Annotated in this window: 17 protein-coding genes and 1 pseudogene; 13 read left to right on the top strand and 5 right to left on the bottom strand. The window is 68.3% G+C overall.

What is annotated here, in order from left to right:
* Positions 1-20: 20 nt before the first annotated feature.
* Together murJ and E3O44_RS11085 are read right to left on the bottom strand one after the other, a co-directional pair.
* Positions 21-1640, bottom strand: a complete 1620-nt coding sequence (murJ, locus tag E3O44_RS11080; protein ID WP_134534772.1) for a murein biosynthesis integral membrane protein MurJ — start codon at positions 1638-1640, stop codon at positions 21-23.
* Positions 1633-4044 (bottom strand): DUF6049 family protein, encoded by a 2412-nt coding sequence (locus tag E3O44_RS11085; protein ID WP_134534773.1) that lies wholly within the window; start codon positions 4042-4044, stop codon positions 1633-1635. Before E3O44_RS11085 ends, murJ begins: the two co-directional genes overlap by 8 nt.
* Before the next feature lie 80 nt (positions 4045-4124).
* Here E3O44_RS11085 and E3O44_RS11090 point away from each other — a divergent pair, with 80 nt between their 5' ends.
* From E3O44_RS11090 to E3O44_RS11140, 11 genes and pseudogenes are all read left to right on the top strand, one after another.
* Complete coding sequence (locus E3O44_RS11090) at positions 4125-5558, top strand: CCA tRNA nucleotidyltransferase (protein ID WP_134534904.1); 1434 nt, start codon at positions 4125-4127, stop codon at positions 5556-5558.
* Positions 5559-5823: 265 nt separating this feature from the next.
* A pseudogene (gene rpsF / locus E3O44_RS19895) lies at positions 5824-6192 on the top strand (30S ribosomal protein S6); the annotation flags it as partial.
* 219 nt (positions 6193-6411) lie between these two features.
* Entirely contained in the window at positions 6412-6915 is a 504-nt protein-coding gene (locus tag E3O44_RS11100; protein WP_134534775.1) for a single-stranded DNA-binding protein, read from the top strand.
* 61 nt (positions 6916-6976) lie between these two features.
* Positions 6977-7240 (top strand): 30S ribosomal protein S18, encoded by a 264-nt coding sequence (rpsR, locus tag E3O44_RS11105; protein ID WP_035835236.1) that lies wholly within the window; start codon positions 6977-6979, stop codon positions 7238-7240.
* 8 nt (positions 7241-7248) lie between these two features.
* A complete protein-coding gene (rplI, locus tag E3O44_RS11110; protein ID WP_134448533.1) occupies positions 7249-7698 on the top strand; it encodes a 50S ribosomal protein L9 in 450 nt (149 codons plus the stop codon).
* 436 nt (positions 7699-8134) lie between these two features.
* Positions 8135-9526 carry a replicative DNA helicase gene (gene dnaB / locus E3O44_RS11115; protein WP_134534776.1) on the top strand — a complete coding sequence of 464 codons (1392 nt, stop codon included), beginning with the start codon at positions 8135-8137 and terminating at the stop codon, positions 9524-9526.
* A 119-nt stretch (positions 9527-9645) separates the two neighbouring features.
* On the top strand, positions 9646-10809 hold the full coding sequence (locus E3O44_RS11120) for a Re/Si-specific NAD(P)(+) transhydrogenase subunit alpha (RefSeq protein ID WP_134534777.1): 1164 nt from the start codon (positions 9646-9648) through the stop codon (positions 10807-10809).
* Entirely contained in the window at positions 10809-11120 is a 312-nt protein-coding gene (locus E3O44_RS11125; protein ID WP_134534778.1) for an NAD(P) transhydrogenase subunit alpha part 2, read from the top strand. The genes E3O44_RS11120 and E3O44_RS11125 overlap by 1 nt, the downstream gene beginning before the upstream one ends.
* Positions 11117-12490, top strand: a complete 1374-nt coding sequence (locus E3O44_RS11130) for an NAD(P)(+) transhydrogenase (Re/Si-specific) subunit beta (protein WP_134448525.1) — start codon at positions 11117-11119, stop codon at positions 12488-12490. The genes E3O44_RS11125 and E3O44_RS11130 overlap by 4 nt, the downstream gene beginning before the upstream one ends.
* A 228-nt stretch (positions 12491-12718) precedes the next feature.
* Complete coding sequence (locus tag E3O44_RS11135; RefSeq protein WP_134534779.1) at positions 12719-13345, top strand: HdeD family acid-resistance protein; 627 nt, start codon at positions 12719-12721, stop codon at positions 13343-13345.
* The gene (locus tag E3O44_RS11140; RefSeq protein ID WP_198415894.1) at positions 13342-13602 is read left to right on the top strand and encodes a hypothetical protein; all 261 of its coding nucleotides are present in this window, start codon (positions 13342-13344) and stop codon (positions 13600-13602) included. Before E3O44_RS11135 ends, E3O44_RS11140 begins: the two co-directional genes overlap by 4 nt.
* 30 nt (positions 13603-13632) lie before the next feature.
* On the opposite strand, the gene purB is transcribed toward E3O44_RS11140, so the two are convergent.
* A complete protein-coding gene (gene purB / locus E3O44_RS11145; RefSeq protein ID WP_134534780.1) occupies positions 13633-15015 on the bottom strand; it encodes an adenylosuccinate lyase in 1383 nt (460 codons plus the stop codon).
* Positions 15012-15539, bottom strand: coding sequence for a low molecular weight protein-tyrosine-phosphatase (locus E3O44_RS11150; RefSeq protein ID WP_134534906.1), 528 nt, complete (start codon positions 15537-15539; stop codon positions 15012-15014). The genes purB and E3O44_RS11150 overlap by 4 nt, the downstream gene beginning before the upstream one ends.
* A 151-nt stretch (positions 15540-15690) precedes the next feature.
* Between E3O44_RS11150 and E3O44_RS11155 the strand changes: the two genes are divergently transcribed.
* Together E3O44_RS11155 and E3O44_RS11160 are read left to right on the top strand one after the other, a co-directional pair.
* Positions 15691-16065 carry a hypothetical protein gene (locus E3O44_RS11155; RefSeq protein ID WP_134534781.1) on the top strand — a complete coding sequence of 125 codons (375 nt, stop codon included), beginning with the start codon at positions 15691-15693 and terminating at the stop codon, positions 16063-16065.
* Positions 16062-17534, top strand: a complete 1473-nt coding sequence (locus E3O44_RS11160) for a hypothetical protein (protein WP_134534782.1) — start codon at positions 16062-16064, stop codon at positions 17532-17534. The genes E3O44_RS11155 and E3O44_RS11160 overlap by 4 nt, the downstream gene beginning before the upstream one ends.
* Before the next feature lie 42 nt (positions 17535-17576).
* On the opposite strand, the gene E3O44_RS11165 is transcribed toward E3O44_RS11160, so the two are convergent.
* Complete coding sequence (locus E3O44_RS11165) at positions 17577-17969, bottom strand: phage holin family protein (RefSeq protein WP_134534783.1); 393 nt, start codon at positions 17967-17969, stop codon at positions 17577-17579.
* Positions 17970-18063: the final 94 nt, after the last annotated feature.

Below are 18063 nucleotides of genomic sequence, written 5' to 3' on the forward strand. Positions count from 1 at the left end.
TCGGTTGCCAGTGTGCCGGGCTAGTTCGTTCCGCGCGGGCGGAACCGGTTGATCAGGGGTACCAGGAAGACCCGGAGTTCCTCGCTGCGCATGAGCAGCAGCATGCCGAAGTAGGCGAGCGCCATCACAGCCCCGATGATGGCCATCGACACGATCGCTTCCAGGCGGCCGGAGACGGCGAAACCGCCCTCGTGTGTACCGCCCAGGAGAAACAGAAGGCCCAGGCCCAGGATGAGGGAAGGGAGTGCGGCGACCAGGTAGCGGATCAGGCTCCGCAGGATGCGGCGGCCGTCGATCCCGCCCAGGCGGCGACGCAACAGGTGGCCGGCCAGGACCGTCTGCAGGATTCCGGACACCGTCACGACGAGCGCGATGCCGACCGCGATCCAGGCCGGGGGCAGCAGGGAGCACCCGAGCACTCCGCCCACGACCAGAATGACCTGGAACAGGGTGAAGAAGAACGGCGTACGGGTGTCGCCGAGCGCATAGAAGGTGCGCTGCAGGACGAACAGCACGCAGAATGCGACGAGGCCGAGGATATAGGCGATGATCACGTTCCCGGTGCCCTGTACCTGCTCGAACTTCCCCTGCGTGAACACTGCGGCGAACGGATAGGCGCAGACGAGGATGACCGTCGACGCGAGCACGATCAGGAGCGATGTCCCTCGGATAGCCGACGAGGCATCCGTTCTGAGCTTCACGACGTCACCGCGGGAGGCATGCTCGCTCATGCCGGTGAAGTAGGCCGTGGCGACCGAAACGGTGATGACCGAGTGCGGGAGCATGAAGATGAGCCAGGCTGTCGCAAGCACGGCGACGGATGCCTTACCCGTGGCCTGGGTGACGACCTGGGTTTCGACAATCCCTGCGGCCGTGGTCAGCAGGAGCATGCCGAAGGTCCAGCTCGCGGTCTTCCCTGCAGCGCCGAGACCGACACCGCGGAACTGGAAATCGGGGCGGAAGCGCAGTCCGATTCGACGCCAGAAGTAGAAGAGCACGACGGCCTGGGCGACGACGCCGAGGGTGGCCGTGCCGCCCAGCAGAGCGATCATGCCCGGCGTGAATTCGCCTGCCGTGCGATCGCCGTTCGGGTCGGTACCGGCGACGAGGGCGAAGGCCAGGATTCCCGCGAGGGCGACGACGTTGTTGAGGACCGGGACCCAGGTGAAGGGTCCGAACGACTTGCGCGCGTTCAGGACCTCACCCAGAACCGTGTACAGGCCGTAGAAGAAGATCTGGGGCATGCACCAGTAGGCGAAGGCGATGGCGAGGTCCAACTGCGCTGAAGGCAGGTGCAGGCCGATGAAGGGTGTGATGACCGGGACCAGGAGTGTCGCGGCGAGGGTGGTGACCGCGAGGATGGAGAGGGCGAGGGTCAGCAGCTTGTTGATGTACGCGGTGCCGCCGTCGAGGTGCAGGCCGGCCCTGACGATCTGGGGGACGAGAACCGCGGTGAGGACTCCGCCGGCGACGATCGTGTAGACGGTATTCGGCAGTTGATTGGCCAGCGCGAACGCGTCGGCGCTCGTGCCGTAGAGGCCGATCACGGCGGCGAGGACGATGACCTTCACGAAGCCCAGGATGCGGGAGACGATCGTGCCGGAGGCGAGGAACGCGCTCGCGCGCCCGATGCTAGCCACGCGGCACGACCGGAGGCTCGGCGGGGATGTCGGTGGAGTCATCAGTGGGGTCATCGGTGGGGTCATCGGTGGGGTCATCGGCGGTCGGAACGATCGCAGTGCGTTCCCGGCGGCGGCGCTGCACGTTTCGCCAGATCCCGAATCCGAAGAAGAGGACGAGCAGTGTCGCGAAGATCAGCGAACCGAGGCCTTCCCAGTCCGCGCGCACGTTGATCGGGATGTGAGCGGGCTGGCCGGCAATGGACCCGTCCGGCGTGAAGAGGGTGATCCGCAGGGTGACCGCGCCGTTTCCGACGGCGGCGGTCACGGGGACCTTGACGGTCCTGGCGGAGGACGCCTCGATCGTGGCCTCGATGACGTCGCCGCTCACGATGAGCCGGCCGTTGGACGGGACGACCTGGACCTTCACCGTGACGGCCTGCGCCAGGGCATTGTCGAGGGTGATCGGGATGTCGACCTGGCTGCCGACGACGTTGATCGGACCCTTTGTCGACACGCTGATCGAGGAGAGCAGTGCTGTCGAGTCCACGAGACTCGCATCGACGGCCTCGCTCCAGGCTTCCGTGTCCTGCGCCCAGCTCGTCGACAGCAGTGCGAGCGTCGTCAGCCGTTGGGCGGCCGTGATGGCGAGCGGGGTGGACAGCGCCGTTGAGAACGACGTGACCTCCCGCTCGCGCTCGAGCAGGCTGCGCGCCTTCTCGATGCGGATGCCGGAAACCGCCTGGGACTGGAAGCTGACGTCCGTGGCAGGCGATGCCGCGCGTGCGGTGGCCAGGCTCGCCGGTGCCCGCCAGCCCAGGCTTGCCAGGGCTGCGAGGGTTTCACTCAGCCGGGCGCCGCCCGGCACGGTGTCGCGGTCGAAGGTCGCGAGGAGGGTGCGCGCCGTCGCCGGGCGTTCGGCGGAGACGACCGCGATATGGGAACTCAGTTCGGCCATGGCGACCTGCCAGTCGGTGTCCGTCGTCGCGGTGGCCGCTGCCCTGAGTGCTGCGGAGATCGGCTCGTCGGTGACAAGAGCGTTTCCGTGGCCGCCGGCCAGGACCACGTTCGCGTTGGGGGTTTCGGTGAGGTCCGACTGGGCGGTGTTCGCCCCGCCGAGGATGAGGCTCGAAAGGCCGGCCGCCGTGAAGGTGTCGAGGTCAGCGGCCGCGACCGTGCCCGTCGCCGGCCAGCCGACGTCGGTGGCCGTGTAGTTCCAGGCCAGGAGTTGCTCGCTCGTGGGGGGCGTACCCGGAGCGGTCGTCGGTGTCGGAGTGGGAGTGGGAGTGGGCGTCTCCGGGGTGGCCGCGGGGGTGGCCGCGGTGTTGACCAGGCCGGCGGGGGCGCTGCCGGTCGTCGTCGGAGTCGGCGTCGGAGTCGGCGTCGGTGCCGGTATCGATGCCGACGGTGTGGGTGTGGGTGTCGGGGACGCGAAATCCGAGGCGTTGATGGACTGGTCGAACGAGATCGGAGCCAGGAGCGTTCCCGACGCGGCCTGGGACTGGAGCGTGAGGTCGGCATCCGCATAGCCGAGCGGGAATATATCGTTTCTGGCCTCGCTCAGGCGCTTGAGCCAGGCGAGGGAACTCGGAGGCGCCGCGTTGCCCAGGATGCGGATCGACGCGATGATCATCGGGTCGATCGCGAGCGTGACGTCGCGGTTGATCACGCCGTCGAGCTGCCGGGTCAGCCTGCCGCCGGGAGCGGTATAGGTTTCGAGCGATTTCGCCGGGATGAGTCCGGTGTTCTGCTCCGGCACCGTGATCGGCATCACGACGGAGAGACCGACCGGGGTGACGACCTCGTTGGAATACCAGACGAAGGTGCCGCGACCCTGGGCGAGCACGGACCCGTCCTCGGTGATGGTGGCTGAGATGCCGCGGGCCCCCCAGGCATTGCCCGAGGTCAGGCCGACGTCGGAGGCGGGCACCGTGATGGCGACGCTTGCGGTCCCAGAGGGCGGAATGGCGGCCGGAAGCTCTGAACGCAGCATCAGGTCGCCCGGCTTCCCGACCTTGGTGGGATGCAGCCAGGCGGTGAGCGCGCTGCGGCTGGTCAGGGCGCGTTCGGCGAGGTATACCTCGATCGTGCCGGGCGTGATGGTGTCCGCACTGTCATTGGTGATCCGAACGGTGACCGCGAGGTCCTCCCCGGACCGGAGGGGCGCAAGGGAGACGGGGGCGACCGTGACCGTGACGGGCTCCGCGGCCGTGGCATCCGCTGTCGGCGCGGGCGTGGGAGTCGCCGTGGCCGCGACCGCCGTGGCGATCGGCGCGCCGGGCACGAAACCCGACGAAGCCAGGGGAAGCAGTCCGGCGAGGATGCCGATCAGGAGCGCGGAGACGGGGACCCTGAGGTGCGACCAGCGGCTGCTCGCCGCTGACGGGAGCGCGGGCCGACGCGCAGTACTTGACTCGGCCACCATATAGGGGATTCTACGGCGTGCGCCCTGGGTAACCGGTCTGCGACAGCAGCACGAGGCGACCAGGAACTAACATGGGGGGCATGCAGAGCGTCGCGACAGCCCTCACGCGGCTGGGCGACCTGGCTGCCACTCCTCCCGTATCCCGTCTGGCCCTGGCCTTCGAGGCCGCGGGCCATGAGCTTGCCCTCGTCGGCGGTCCGGTGCGCGACGCGTTCCTGGGCCGAACGCTGCACGACCTCGATTTCACGACGGACGCGACGCCGGAGCAGATCCTCGAGATCGTCACCCCGATCTCCGAGGCGCAGTGGGACATCGGGCGGGCCTTCGGCACCATCGGGGCCAAGGTCGCCGGTGAGACCGTGGAGATCACGACGTACCGGGCGGACAGCTACGACGGGGTGACCCGCAAGCCGGAGGTCGTGTTCGGCCTGAGCCTGGAGGACGACCTGCTCCGCCGGGACTTCACCGTCAACGCGATGGCGCTGCGCCTCCCCGGACTGACCCTCGTCGACCCGGCGAATGGGATCGGCGACCTCATGGCCGGGGTGTTGCGGACCCCGATCTCGCCGGAGATCTCCTTCGGCGACGACCCGCTGCGCATGATGCGTGCCGCGAGGTTCACCGCCCAGCTCGGTTTCACCCTCGATCTCGACACGGCGATCGCGATGGACGCGATGGCGTCGAGCATCCGCAACATCTCGGCGGAACGGGTGTGTGAGGAGCTGTGCAAGCTCCTCCTCTCCGACAGCCCGCACGGCGGCCTCGAGCTGCTCGTGGACTCCGGCCTGCTCGACATCGTGCTGCCGGAGATACCGGCCCTGCGCCTCGAGGTCGACGAACACCACCACCACAAGGACGTCTACCAGCACACCCTCACCGTGCTCGACCAGGCCATCGGGTACGAGAAGTCCCGGGAGAGCTTCCCGGGCGGCCCTGACCTGATCGTGCGGCTTGCCGCCCTGTTCCACGACATCGGGAAGCCCGCGACCCGGAAGCTCGAGCCCGGCGGAATCGTGAGTTTCTACCACCACGACGTGGTGGGCGCCAAGCTCGCGAAAAAGCGCCTGCGGGCGCTGCGCTTCGACAATGACACGATCGCGGCCGTGTCCCGGCTCATCGAGCTGCACCTGCGCTTCTTCGGATACACCGAGGGTGCCTGGACGGATTCGGCCGTCCGGCGCTACGTGCGCGACGCCGGCGACCAGCTCGAACGGCTGCACATCCTCACCAGGGCCGACGTGACGACCCGCAACCGGCGCAAGGCCGACCGGCTGGGCTTCGCGTACGACGACCTCGAGCAGCGCATTCGCGAGCTCGCCGAGCAGGAGGAGATGGCCGCAGTGCGGCCAGACCTCGACGGAGAGCAGATCATGGCGATCCTCGGCGTGAAGCCGGGCAGGGAGGTCGGCGAGGCCTACCGTTTCCTGCTCGAACAGCGCCTCGACGACGGGCCACTCGGTGTCGAGGAGGCAACACGTCGCCTGCAGGCGTGGTGGGCCGGCCACGGCCAGTAGCCTCCTCACCAGGGGCGGATGCGCGCAGTACTGCACAGGTGCGGCATCCGGCCGCTGGGCGCACGCGCGTCACGGCATGCTCGGGCTGAGAACGCAGGTGCGGCGCGGAGGGCGCCGCGCCGCTGTGGTGGCTTTTGGCCGCCTCATCGAGTAGTCTGGGCAGGTTGTCTGCGCGCCGGATTCCCGGCCTCCGCTCTCAGCACATGCACAACCCTCCTGTTGCAGAGATTCTGCAGCCGTTTAGTCCGAAGGAGGTGGGTTAGTCATGCATCAGTACGAGTTGATGGTTATCCTCGATCCCGAGATCGATGAGCGCACCGTAGCTCCCAGCCTTGACAAGTTCCTCAACGTTGTTCGCAACGATGGTGGAACGATTGACAAGGTTGACGTTTGGGGTCGCCGCCGTCTCGCATACGAGATCAACAAGAAGTCCGAAGGTATCTACGCCGTCGTCGACTTCACCGCGAACGCTTCTGCCACGGCCGAGCTCGACCGCCAGCTGAAGCTGTCGGAAGCCGTCATGCGCACCAAGGTTCTCCGCGCAGAAGAAGGCATCGCCCAGGTTGCCGTCGCGAGCAAGCTCGCCGCCGAGAAGGCCGCCCGCAAGGCAGCCAACCCGAAGGTCATTGCCGCGAAGGCCGAAGCCGCAGCCGCCCCGACCGCCAAGGTCGCCGCGTCTGTCAAGCCCGCATCGGCGCCCGCCGCCGCAGCCGTCAAGGCCGCAGCACCGGCAGCTCCTGCAGCCCCGGCAGCAGTCGTCACCCCGGCAGCAGTCGCCAAGCCCGCAGCGGTCGCCACACCGGCACCCGCAGCAGCCGCCGACACCGCCGACAAGGCAAGCGACAAGTAGCCCATGGCCGGCGAGACCGTAATCACCGTGGTGGGCAACCTGACCAGCGACCCGGAACTGCGTTACACGCAGGGCGGGTTGGCGGTTGCCAACTTCACCATCGCATCCACTCCGCGCAATTTCGATCGCGCGGCCAACGAGTGGAAAGATGGCGACGCATTGTTCCTGCGCGCGAGCGTTTGGCGTGAATTCGCCGAGCACGTCGCCGGTTCACTGACCAAGGGTTCTCGTGTCGTCGCTACTGGGCGGCTCAAGCAGCGTTCCTATGAAACGAAGGAAGGCGAGAAGCGCACAAGCTTCGAGCTGGAAATCGACGATATCGGTCCTTCGCTCAAGTACGCCACTGCTTCGCTCACTCGCGCTGCATCGTCATCTTCCCCCCGTGGCGGTAACACCGCAGCGGCCGGGAACGACGAGCCCTGGGCAGCCACTCCGCCCGCCGCCGTCAACAGCGGTGGCGACGTGTGGAACACCCCGGGCAACTTCAGCGACGAGACACCCTTCTAGCCACTCGCGGCGCCCCGGCGCTGCCTGGCTGAAACGCACTTCTTAAGAAAGTAAGGAAATCATGGCTGGAAAGTCGAGCGGCGACCGCCGCAAGCCGCTCCGCGGAGCTAAGGGTGGCAAGAACGCCGCTCCCGCGAAGTCGATCCGGGTTGGTGTCATCGATTACAAAGATGTCCCCACCCTGCGCAAGTTCATCTCCGAGCGTGGAAAGATCCGCGCCCGTCGTATCACCGGTGTCTCCGTCCAGGAACAGCGCCTCATCGCCCGTGCCGTCAAGAACGCCCGCGAAATGGCGTTGTTGCCCTACGCCGGCTCAGGCAGGTAGGTAGCCAAATGTCGAAAATCATTCTGACGCACGAGGTCTCCGGCCTCGGCGCACCCGGCGACATCGTCGAGGTCAAGAACGGGTTCGCCCGTAACTACCTCTTCCCGCAGGGTTGGGCCGTTTCCTGGACCCGCGGAGGCGAGAAGCAGATCGAACAGATCAAGGCTGCTCGTGTCGCCCGTGAGCACGCCACGCTCGAAGAGGCCCAGGCCCTGAAGGCAACCATCGAGAACACCAAGGTCCGTCTGGTCGTCAAGGCCGGAACGGGCGGACGCCTCTTCGGCTCCGTCAAGACCACGGATGTTGCCGAAGCCGTCGCCGCTGCAGGCCTCGGCGCCATCGACAAGCGCAAGATCGAGCTCAGCCCGATCAAGTCTGTCGGAGAGCACCAGGCAACGGTTCGTCTTCGCGACGAGCTGAGCGCCACCATCACCCTCGTGGTGGTAGCAGCCAAGTAAGCAGTCATACTGCCGGCCTAGCGGCGGACTCCTCACGGAGTCCGCCGCTAGGCTCGTTTAAGGCTTTAACCACCCCTTTCGAGGGTGTTTTCAGTTGGTGAATCCCCGGATTTGTACACAGGAATTATTCTGAGCACAAACATTCAAGGTGTACTTGAACCTGCTTTTTACCCACAGGTGTGAATAGAATTAATGCCTGATCAAACCGCATTAACTTTTCAAAGAAGAATAGTTCTCCACAGCCGAGTCCACAGGTTGTGCACACGACTTGCGGCGTTTCGCCCCTCTTGTGCACAGTGTTATCCACAGGGGTATTTGTCGCCTGGGGAAACCGGTCCGTATCGTGGGCACGCGGCCGGATATCGAGGTGTGCCGGAATCGTCCGATGGTGTCGGCGGTCCCTGATAGAACATCACCACGGATAAAGGAGGCACCGTTGTCGATCGCTCACCTGGGTCTTGCGGACAAACGCGGTACTGATCCGCGCAGCGGAACCGAGACCCGATACACCGAGCGAACGCTCCCGCACGACCTCCTCGCAGAACAGAGCGCCCTCGGCGGCATGATGCTCAGCAAGGACGCCGTCGCAGACGTCGTCGAGACCGTTCGCGCCGCGGACTTCTACATCCCCAAGCACGAGCTGATCTTCGACGCGATCCTGTCGCTCTACGCGCAGGGCGAGCCGACGGACGTCATCGCCGTCACCGACGAACTCACGAAGCTCGGCGAACTCTCCCGAGCCGGCGGCGCAGACTACCTGCACACCCTCACGAGCCTCGTCCCGACCGCGGCCAACGCCGGATTCTATTCGTCCATCGTCGCCGAGAGGGCGCTGCTGCGCCGCCTGGTCGAGGCCGGAACGCGCATCGCCCAGATGGGCTACTCGGGCGAAGGCGAGGTGCTCGACCTCGTCAACAACGCCCAGGCCGAGATCTACGCCGTCACCGGCAGCACCGAGACCGAAGACTACGTGCCCCTCACCGAGGCCGTGACGGCGGCAATCGACGAGATCGAGGCCGCCAAGGGCAAAGACGGCCAGATGACCGGCGTGCCGACCGGATTCGCGGACATGGACGAGCTCACCAACGGCTTCCACCCCGGCCAGCTCATCATCGTCGCGGCACGTCCTGCGCTCGGAAAGTCGACCCTGGCGCTCGACTTCGCGCGCTCGGCATCGATCAAGCACGACATGCCGAGCATCTTCTTCTCCCTGGAAATGGGACGCAGTGAAATCGCGATGCGCCTGCTCTCCGCCGAGGCATCCGTGCCCCTGCAGAGCATGCGCAAGGGCACCGTCGACGCCAGGGACTGGACCACGATCGCCGCAACGCGCGGCCGGATCAACGACGCACCGCTCTACATCGACGACAGCCCCAACATGACGCTCGTCGAGATCCGCGCGAAGTGCCGCCGCCTCAAGCAGCGCGTCGGCCTCAAGATGGTCATCATCGACTACCTGCAGCTGATGACCTCCGGCAAGAAGGTCGAGTCCCGCCAGCAGGAAGTCAGCGAGTTCTCCCGGGCGCTCAAGCTCATGGCCAAGGAACTGCAGGTTCCCGTGATCGCCCTCTCCCAGCTCAACCGTGGACCGGAACAGCGTGCGGACAAGATGCCGGCCATCTCCGACCTGCGCGAGTCCGGCTCACTCGAGCAGGACGCTGACATGGTCATCCTGCTGCACCGCGAGAGTGCATACGAGAAGGACAACCCGCGGGCAGGCGAGGCTGACCTGATCGTGGCCAAGCACCGCAACGGACCCACGCGCACCGTGACCGTGGCTTTCCACGGACACTATTCGCGCTTCGCCGACCTCGCGCCCGGTTCGTAGATTCCGCGTTAAAGCCGCCCCCGCATCCCCGGTACGCTAGCGGTAGGGCGGTAAAACCGCGCAAGCTTTCGGGTTGTCCGGATTTGCTCGTGGCTGGCCGCCGCGAAGGAGATACCCGCGTGAAGGTTGGCATTGGGCGAGAGCGCATCGAGGGAGAGCGTCGTGTCGCCGCGACACCGGAGACCGTGCAGCAACTACGAGGCCTCGGTGTCGAGGTCCTGATCGAGGCCGGCGCGGGCATCGCGGCGGGCTTCTCCGATCGCTCGTACGCGGATGCCGGTGCCACCGTCGTCCCGCAGCTCGCGCTCGACGAACTCGACGTCTACTGCCACGTGCGCCCGCTCACCCCCGAGCTGGCCGCCCGGCTCCACTCCGGCCTGGTCACGGTCGGACTCGCGGCCCCCGCCAACGAACTGCCGACCGTCACGGCACTCGCCGCCGCCGGCGTCACGGCCTTCGCCCTCGAACTCGTGCCGCGCATCAGCCGCGCGCAGTCGATGGACGCCCTGACCTCGCAGGCCCTCGTCGCCGGCTACCGGGTCGTCCTCGAGGCGGCCATCCGCTTCCCGCGGTTCTTCCCGATGTACATGACCGCCGCCGGAACCATCCCGCCCGCCCGCGTCCTCGTCCTCGGCGCCGGCGTCGCGGGCCTCCAGGCGATCGCGACGGCCAAGCGCCTCGGCGCCCGCGTCTCCGCGTACGACGTGCGCCCGGCATCCGCCACCGAGGTCACCTCGATGGGCGGAACCTTCGTGACGCTCGACCTCGATGCCGTCGAGGGCGCAGGCGGGTACGCCCGCGAGCTCAGCGAGGACCGCGCGGTGCGCCAGCGCGAGCTCCTCGCCCCCCACGTCGCCGCGGCGGATGTCCTCATCACCACGGCCGCGATCCCCGGCCGCCCGGCACCCCTGCTCGTGACGCACGACATGGTCACCGGCATGCGGCCGGGCTCGGTCATCGTCGACCTCGCCGCTGAGACCGGCGGAAACGTCGAAGGCGTCGTCGCCGGCGTCGACACCCTCGTGCCGGTCGCGAGCGGAGATGGAAGCGTCACCCTCGTCGGGATGAAGGACGCGGCATCCACGATGCCGGCGGACGCATCACGCCTGTACGCCAAGAACATCGCGAACCTGCTCGCGCTCATGACGAGCGAGGGCACGGTCGCCCCCGATTTCACCGACGAGGTCATCGCCGGCGCCTGCCTCACCCACTCGGGCGAAGTTACGCACGAACCGACCAAGGAAGCCCTCGCGGCCCTGGCCGCGCTGCAAGGAGAAGACTGATGGATCCGATCACCCTGTTGACCGTGGTGGTGCTGGCGGTCTTCGTCGGCTTTGAAGTGGTCTCGAAGGTTTCGAGCACCCTGCACACCCCGCTGATGAGCGGCGCGAACGCCATTCACGGCATCATCCTGATCGGAGCGATCACCGTCGCCGGCCAGACCACCAGTATCTGGCTGCTGATCGTGGCCCTGCTCGCCGTGCTCCTCGCGACGGCGAACCTCGTGGGCGGCTTCGTCGTCACCGACCGGATGCTCAAAATGTTCGCCCCCCGCAAACCGGCCGGCACCGACGCGAAGGACACCGCCAAATGAGCCTGCTCAGCCCCGAGTGGACCGGGCTTCTCTACCTGGTCTCCGCCGTCTGCTTCATCCTCGCCCTCCGCGGCCTGTCCTCGCCCAAGACCGCCAGGCGCGGCAACCTGATCGGCGCCGCCGGAGCGCTCCTCGCCGTCATCACGGTGTTCTTCTCGGTCCGGATGGACAACATCCCCGCCATCATCGTGGCCATCGCCGTCGGCTCGGCCATCGCCGCCCCGATCTCGCGCCGCGTGCAGATGACGCAGATGCCCCAACTCGTCGCCCTCTTCAACGGCGTCGGCGGCGGCGCGGCCGCGCTCGTGGCCATGCTCGAGCTCGGTGAAAGCGCCAATGGCTGGACCAGGGTCGCGGTCGTCTTCACGATGCTCGTCGGAGCGGTGTCCTTCGCCGGCTCCGCCGTCACCGTCGGCAAGCTCCAGGGCCTGATCAGCTCCCGCCCGCTCGTGTTCCCCGGGCTCGCCTGGGTGATGGGCGGAATCGTCCTCCTGGCCCTCGTCACCGGCGGCTTCGTCGTCGGCACCGGCGCAGCAGGCTGGGCGGTCGTGCTGCTCGTTCTGGGCCTCGTCGTCGGCGCCCTGCTCGTGCTGCCGGTCGGCGGCGCGGACGTGCCCATCGTCATCTCCCTGCTGAACGCGTTCACCGGGCTCGCCGTCGCGGCCTCCGGCATCGTGATCGGCAACCTCCTCCTCGTCGTCGCCGGCACCCTCGTCGGTGCGAGCGGTACGATCCTGACCCGCGCGATGGCCGCCGCCATGGGCCGCGGAGTCAGCGGAATCATGTTCGGCGCCTTCAAGGGCGGCTCGACCGCGGGCTCGACCACGCAGAGTGACCGCCCGGTACGCTCCTCGAGCCCCGAAGACGTCGCCGTGCTGCTCAACTACGCCCAGCGGGTCGTCATCGTGCCCGGCTACGGACTCGCCGTCGCCCAGGGCCAGCACACGATCGCCGAACTCGCCACGACCCTGCAGGCCAGGGGCGTCGAGGTCGTCTTCGCGATCCACCCGGTCGCCGGGCGGATGCCCGGGCACATGAACGTGCTCCTGGCCGAGGCCAACGTGCCGTACGAGTCGCTCAAGGAAATGGCCGAGGTCAACCCCGAGTTCAAGAACACCGACGTCGCCCTCGTCGTCGGCGCGAACGACGTGGTCAACCCCGCGGCCAAGACCTCGCCCGGCTCGCCGATCTACGGCATGCCGATCCTCGACGTCGGCGACGCCCGCCAGGTCGTCTTCCTCAAGCGCTCGATGCGCCCCGGGTTCGCGGGCATCGAGAACGAGCTGCTCTACGACCCGAAGACGACGCTGCTGTTCGGCGACGCCAAGGACTCCCTCACCAAGATCCTCGGCGCGGTCAACGCGCTCTAGGAGGTCAGCGGCGACTCCCGGCTCCGGCCGGGAATCGCCGCTCGCGCCGAGTGTCGCCGTTGGACCGGCGACACTCGGCGTTTTTTGCGTCACTCGGCGACTCTCGGCGGCTGGTCGGTTCCGCGGGCTTCGACGGCGAGCGGATGCTCCGGGCGGGCCCGCGTAGACTTGGCCAGTCTCGAACCGAAGACAATGAGCATCCGCCGCAGGCAGGAAAGGGGTCTCCGTATGGCCGAAGCACCCGACACAGCCGGCACGGATCACCGCACCGCCGGCTACTGGACTGTGCCCCTCGTGCGCGCGGGCGTCGCCGTCGTTCCGGCCGTCCTGATCACGTTCACCGCGAACCACTCCCCGGAATTCGGGCTCCTGGTCTTCGGCGCCTTCGCGCTCGCGAGCGGGGTCGTCATCGCCGTGCTGAGCCGCCGCACGCTCGCAGACTCACGGGAACGCGGCGCCTTCCTCGTGCAGGGCATCGCCGGTGTCGTCGCCGGGGCGCTCGCGCTCGTTTTCCACGGCGGCGGGCTCGGCTTCTTCCTCTACCTCGTCACGGTGTGGGGCATCGTGACCGGCTTCCTGGAGTTGTCGAGCGGCATCCGTGCCCGGCGCAGGGACCCGGCAGACCACGACTGGCTCGTGATGGGCGCGGCGACCGTGCTCTTCGCGATCGTCGTGCTCGTGCTGCCGCCGAACGTCGTCGTCTCGGTCGGGTTGTTCGGCGCCTACCTCGTGATGCTCGCGGTCTACCTCGGCATCGCCGCGTTCTCGCTCAAGTGGGCCGTTGCGGCGGGCGCCGCCGCGGCATCCGTCGACTCGATCCACCCCGCAGCACCCAACGATTCGGACACCCAGTGACCCAGAACACGCCGCGCAAGCCCAGCCGCTCCGAAGTACTGAAGCCGCTCGAACTGGTCGGCCTCGCCGGCGTGATGGCCGTCTTCCTCGGGCTCGTCGTGCTGATGAGCACCAGGGAGCCGCTGCTCGCCCTGATCGGGTTCGGCATCACGTTCATCGTCGTGCTCGTCGTGATCGCGATGCTCGTGCTCAACATCAAGCCCAACGACGCCGAGAAGACCGACATCGACGAGCAGGACAAGGGCCAGAAGCCCTAAGCTCCCAGCCCGTGCCCGTGCCCTGAGGCTTCAGCCGAGGTAGTCGACGAGGCTGTCGGCGAGGCCGACGTAGGCCGCGGGAGTCAGCGCGAGCAGGCGGGCCCGGGCTTCTTCCCCGATCTCGAGTCCGGAGACGAACGCGACGAGGTCGGCCTGGTTGATCCGCTTGCCGCGGGTGAGGTCCTTGAGCAGCGCGTACGGGTCTGCGATCGTCGACCGGCCGGCCGAGACCTCCGCCCGGATCACGGTCTGGATGGCCTCGCCGAGGATCTCCCAGTTGACGTCGAGGTCGTGCGCGAGCAGGACCCTGTCGATGTCGATCTCGCCGAGGCCGCGCACGATGTTGTCGAGCGCGAGCAGGGAGTGACCGAAGCCGACGCCGATGTTGCGTTGGGTCGTCGAGTCCGTCAGGTCCCGTTGCAGGCGCGAGGTGACGAGGGTCGCGGCGAGCGAGTCGAGGATCGCCGAGGACAGTTCGAGGTTCGCCTCCGCGTTCTCGAAGCGGATCGGGTTGATCTTGTGCGGCATCGTGGAAGACCCGGTGGCGCCGGCCTGCGGGATCTGCCGGAAGTACCCGAGGGAGATGTACGTCCAGACGTCCGTCGCGAGGTTGTGCAGCACCCGGTTGACGTGGGACACCTTCGAGTAGAGCTCGGCCTGCCAGTCGTGCGACTCGATCTGGGTCGTCAGGGGGTTCCAGGTGAGCCCGAGCCCCTCGACGAACGCGCGGGACACGGCCGGCCAGTCGGTCGTGGGATCCGCCGCGACGTGCGCCGCGAACGTTCCGGTCGCGCCGCTGAACTTGCCGAGGTAGTCGTTGGTCTCGATCTGCGCGGCCAGGCGTTCGAGCCGGTACACGAAGACCGCGATCTCCTTGCCGACCGTCGTCGGAGTTGCCGGCTGGCCGTGGGTGCGGGCGAGCATCGCATCCGCACGGTACTCGAGGGCGCGCAGCCGGAGCAGGCCGATGGTCGCGCGGAGCTTGGGCAGCCAGACCTCGCGCACGGCTGCGCTCACGGTGAGGGCATACGCGAGGTTGTTGATGTCTTCGCTCGTCGCGGCGAAGTGGGTGAGCTCGCTGATCCGGTCGAGGCCGAGCGTGGTGAGGCGCCGGCGCACGAGGTATTCGACGGCCTTGACGTCGTGGCGCGTGGTGGCCTCGAGAACGGCGAGTTCGTCGATCTCGGCCTGGCCGAAGTCGGTGACGAGGGCGCGCAGCGATGCCTTGTGCTCGGCGTCGAGCGGCGTCGAGCCGAACAGGCGGCGATCGGTGAGGGTGATCAGCCACTCGACCTCGACGTGCACCCGCGCGCGGTTGAGTCCGGCCTCCGACAGGTACTCCCCGAGTTCGGTGACGGCGGCACGGTAACGGCCGTCTAGTGGGCTGAGGACCTGGGGGGGTAGTGGACTCATCGGACTCCCTGTCGAATTGCGGGCTCTAGTTGCGCGAAGAGCGCGAGGTTTGCCTTCTCAATCATGCCCAATACCGAGTCAAACAACGCATCGTCGGAATAGTACGGGTCCGGCACGTCGTGCAGGGACGCCTGTTCCTGATCGAAGCTCAGCAGCAGGCGTACCTTGCTCCTGTCCCGGTCGCTCACCGCCCAGTTCCGCAGGATGCGCTCCTGGGTGCGGTCGAGCACGACGACGAGGTCGTAGTCGGCGAACCAGACGGGGTCGAACTGGCGCGCGCGGTGGTGGCTGCCGTCGTACCCCTGCCGTTTGAGGGCGGCGACCGTGCGGGCATCCGCCTGCTCGCCGACGTGCCAGTCTCCGGTGCCCGCCGAACTCGTGAAGATCAGCCGGCCCAGCCCCGACCGGGTGACCAGGTCGCGGAGGGTGATCTCCGCCATCGGCGAGCGGCAGATGTTGCCCGTGCACACGAAGATGATCCGAAAGGGCGTCGCCTCGTCGGGGCGGATCGCCGAGAAGGTCATGGGTCCATTGTCCGTCACTTTCGCCTCCTCCACACCTGGTCGGGGGACTTCGCTTTCCCCAGGTTCCCGCCGGCCGCGGCTCAGGCGGGCACGGGCGCACAGGATCGGTCTGTCGGGGCCCGCCGGGGCGGCCTCGCGGAAGGGCAGGCCGATGCCGTGGTGGCAGTATCCGCCGGAGACCGACGGGTTGACCGAATTGCGGCACCAGCGGATGCTGCTGCGCACCCTGGCCGACGACATCGCCCTCGCGGGGCGCCGGCTTCTCCCCGCCGGAGCCCCGACCGAGTGGCGCTCCGAGGCGCAGCGCGTCTATCTCGAACGACGCTGGGAACTCGCAGCGCTCGTCGCCGGTGCGGAGCGGAGCGTCGAGGAGGCGCTCACCGCGGTGCTCGCGCGAATCGAGGTGGTGAAGGCGCGGCTCGCGGCCGAAGCGGCCGAAGCTGCGGCGGCGATCGCGACGGCTTCCGTGCCCCAGGCGCCGGCGCAGACCCCGGCCCGGGCGACGCCGGGAGGATGGTCGGAGTGAGCGGGCCGGGGTCCGGAGAGGGGCTGATGGTCTCCGGCGGAGGCGGAACCCTCGTTGCGACGGACGCCGTTCTCGCCGAGGGGGCCGTGCTCCGAGCGCTCCAGACGGAATCCGAGTCCTGGCGTGCCCGCCTGGCCCGGATCCGGGCGCTCGACTCAGCGCCGACGCCCGCGGTGACCTGGACGGACGCCGATCCGGGTCTCGTGCTCCTGCGTGCGGACACCGTGATCGCGGACATCGTCGAGCGGAGCAGGACGCTCGCCGACGGGCTCGTGACGGCCGCCGAGGAATACGGGCGCGTCGAGCGGGCGGTCGAGCGCGCGAGCGGCGTCGCGGGAGGGTGGCTCGGTTACCTCGTGGGGCGCGCGGCCCCGTTGATGATTCTCGGCGCGCTGCCGGACCTCGCGGCCATCGCGCTCGGCGCGTTGGTGGGCAGGGCGGTTTTCGGCGGCGCTGGGGCCGGCGGGAGCCTGGCAGAGGTCGCCGCGTGGTTCCAGGCGAACCCGGGACTGGTGAGCGACCCGGCCGTCGTCGCCGCGGTGCGCGTACTCGTGTCCTCCGCAGACGACGCGGCCGTCGGCGCGCTCGGGTTGCCGTTTCCCGCAGCACTCGAACTCGGTGACGAGGGGCTCGGCGTGCTCGGCGTCTCGTCCGTCGCCTCCGCTGCGCTGCTGCTGGTCAGCCCCGTCGGCCTCCTCAGGGAAACGCCCGTGAGCGTGCACCGGGTCGCCGAGGACGGCAGCCCGCTGCATCCGGCCGTGCTCGCGGCCCTGCCCCCCGACGGGTTCGGGGAGCTCGCCCGGCGAATCCCCGAGGCGCGGGCGGACGGCCCGCAGATCCGGATCGAGCGCTATGCGGGCGCCACGGGATCCCCGCCGTCCTGGATCGTCTACATCGGCGGCACAGCGGAGTGGGACCCCACGGGGACCGGGCAGCCGTTCGACCTGACCAGCGACGTCTCAGGGGCCGCGGCCCCGCTCGGTCCCTCCGGCTCGTATCGCGCCGTCGTCGAGGCGATGCGCGCGGCCGGTGTGCAGCCGCAGGACCCGGTGCTCCCGGTCGGGCACTCCCTCGGCGGCCAGGTCGCGGTCCAGCTCGCCGGGTCCGGTGAGTTCAACACCGTCGGGGTCGCCTCATTCGGCGGGCCGACGGCGGAGCTCTCCATTCCGGCCGGGGTGGAGGCCGTCACCGTCGAGCACACCGACGACATCGTTCCGGCGTTCGGCGGCCTGCCGCAGGAGACCGACGACCGGGTCCTCGTGCGCAGCAGGGCATTCGCCGCCGGTGAGACGCCGGCAGGTCAGGCGCTGCCTGCCCATTCCCTCACGAGCTACCAGGCCACCGCCCGCCTGATGGACGGGTCGGCGGAACCGAACCTGGTGCGCTTCAGGGACGCCCTGGCCGGGCTCGTCGGAACGGGACCGGCCGAGGTCACCCGGTGGCGCGGCATCCGCGTGACCGGGCCGTGAACCCCGGGCCGTGAACCCCGTGAACCCGGTACGCGGAACGGGCTACTGGCGGCCGGTGGCTGGACGCGCGAGCACGCCGAGCAGCCAGCTGATGATGCCGAGCACGAGCGCCCCGAGCACCCCGGTCCAGAAGCCGTCGACCTGCAGGCCGAAGCCGAGGCCGTCGGAGATCAGGGCCACGAGCATGAGGAGCAGGCCGTTGACGATGAGCGCAAGGAGGCCGAGGGTCAGCACGTAGAGCGGGAAGGCGATGACGCGGACAAAACCGCCGATCACGCCGTTGACGAGACCGAAGATGAGGGCGATCAGGAGATAGGTCACGACGATGGCGCCGGTGTCCGGCGCATAGGGTTCGACGCTCACTCCCGGCACGAGGAGGGTGGTGAGCCACAGGGCGACGGCATTGAGGATCAGCTTGATCAGGAATCGGGCCATGCGACCACTATGGCACCTGACCGGGCGTTGCGCACGTGTGGCATGGCGTGGCGCGACCGGTGGCACGACCGGTGGCGCGACCGGTCTCCGCGTG

It is taken from the genome of Cryobacterium algoricola (genome assembly GCF_004402485.1).
Classification (GTDB): Bacteria; Actinomycetota; Actinomycetes; order Actinomycetales; family Microbacteriaceae; genus Cryobacterium; species Cryobacterium algoricola.

Coding starts and splice junctions, on each gene's coding strand:
- E3O44_RS11155 (WP_134534781.1), top strand. CDS start 15,691: ATGCCGTGGTGGCAGTATCCGCCGGAGACCGACGGGTTGACCGAATTG.
- E3O44_RS11135 (WP_134534779.1), top strand. CDS start 12,719: ATGGCCGAAGCACCCGACACAGCCGGCACGGATCACCGCACCGCCGGC.
- E3O44_RS11150 (WP_134534906.1), bottom strand. CDS start 15,539: ATGACCTTCTCGGCGATCCGCCCCGACGAGGCGACGCCCTTTCGGATC.
- E3O44_RS11165 (WP_134534783.1), bottom strand. CDS start 17,969: ATGGCCCGATTCCTGATCAAGCTGATCCTCAATGCCGTCGCCCTGTGG.
- rpsR (WP_035835236.1), top strand. CDS start 6,977: ATGGCTGGAAAGTCGAGCGGCGACCGCCGCAAGCCGCTCCGCGGAGCT.
- purB (WP_134534780.1), bottom strand. CDS start 15,015: ATGAGTCCACTACCCCCCCAGGTCCTCAGCCCACTAGACGGCCGTTAC.
- E3O44_RS11125 (WP_134534778.1), top strand. CDS start 10,809: ATGGATCCGATCACCCTGTTGACCGTGGTGGTGCTGGCGGTCTTCGTC.
- rplI (WP_134448533.1), top strand. CDS start 7,249: ATGTCGAAAATCATTCTGACGCACGAGGTCTCCGGCCTCGGCGCACCC.
- E3O44_RS11100 (WP_134534775.1), top strand. CDS start 6,412: ATGGCCGGCGAGACCGTAATCACCGTGGTGGGCAACCTGACCAGCGAC.
- E3O44_RS11130 (WP_134448525.1), top strand. CDS start 11,117: ATGAGCCTGCTCAGCCCCGAGTGGACCGGGCTTCTCTACCTGGTCTCC.
- E3O44_RS11085 (WP_134534773.1), bottom strand. CDS start 4,044: ATGGTGGCCGAGTCAAGTACTGCGCGTCGGCCCGCGCTCCCGTCAGCG.
- E3O44_RS11090 (WP_134534904.1), top strand. CDS start 4,125: ATGCAGAGCGTCGCGACAGCCCTCACGCGGCTGGGCGACCTGGCTGCC.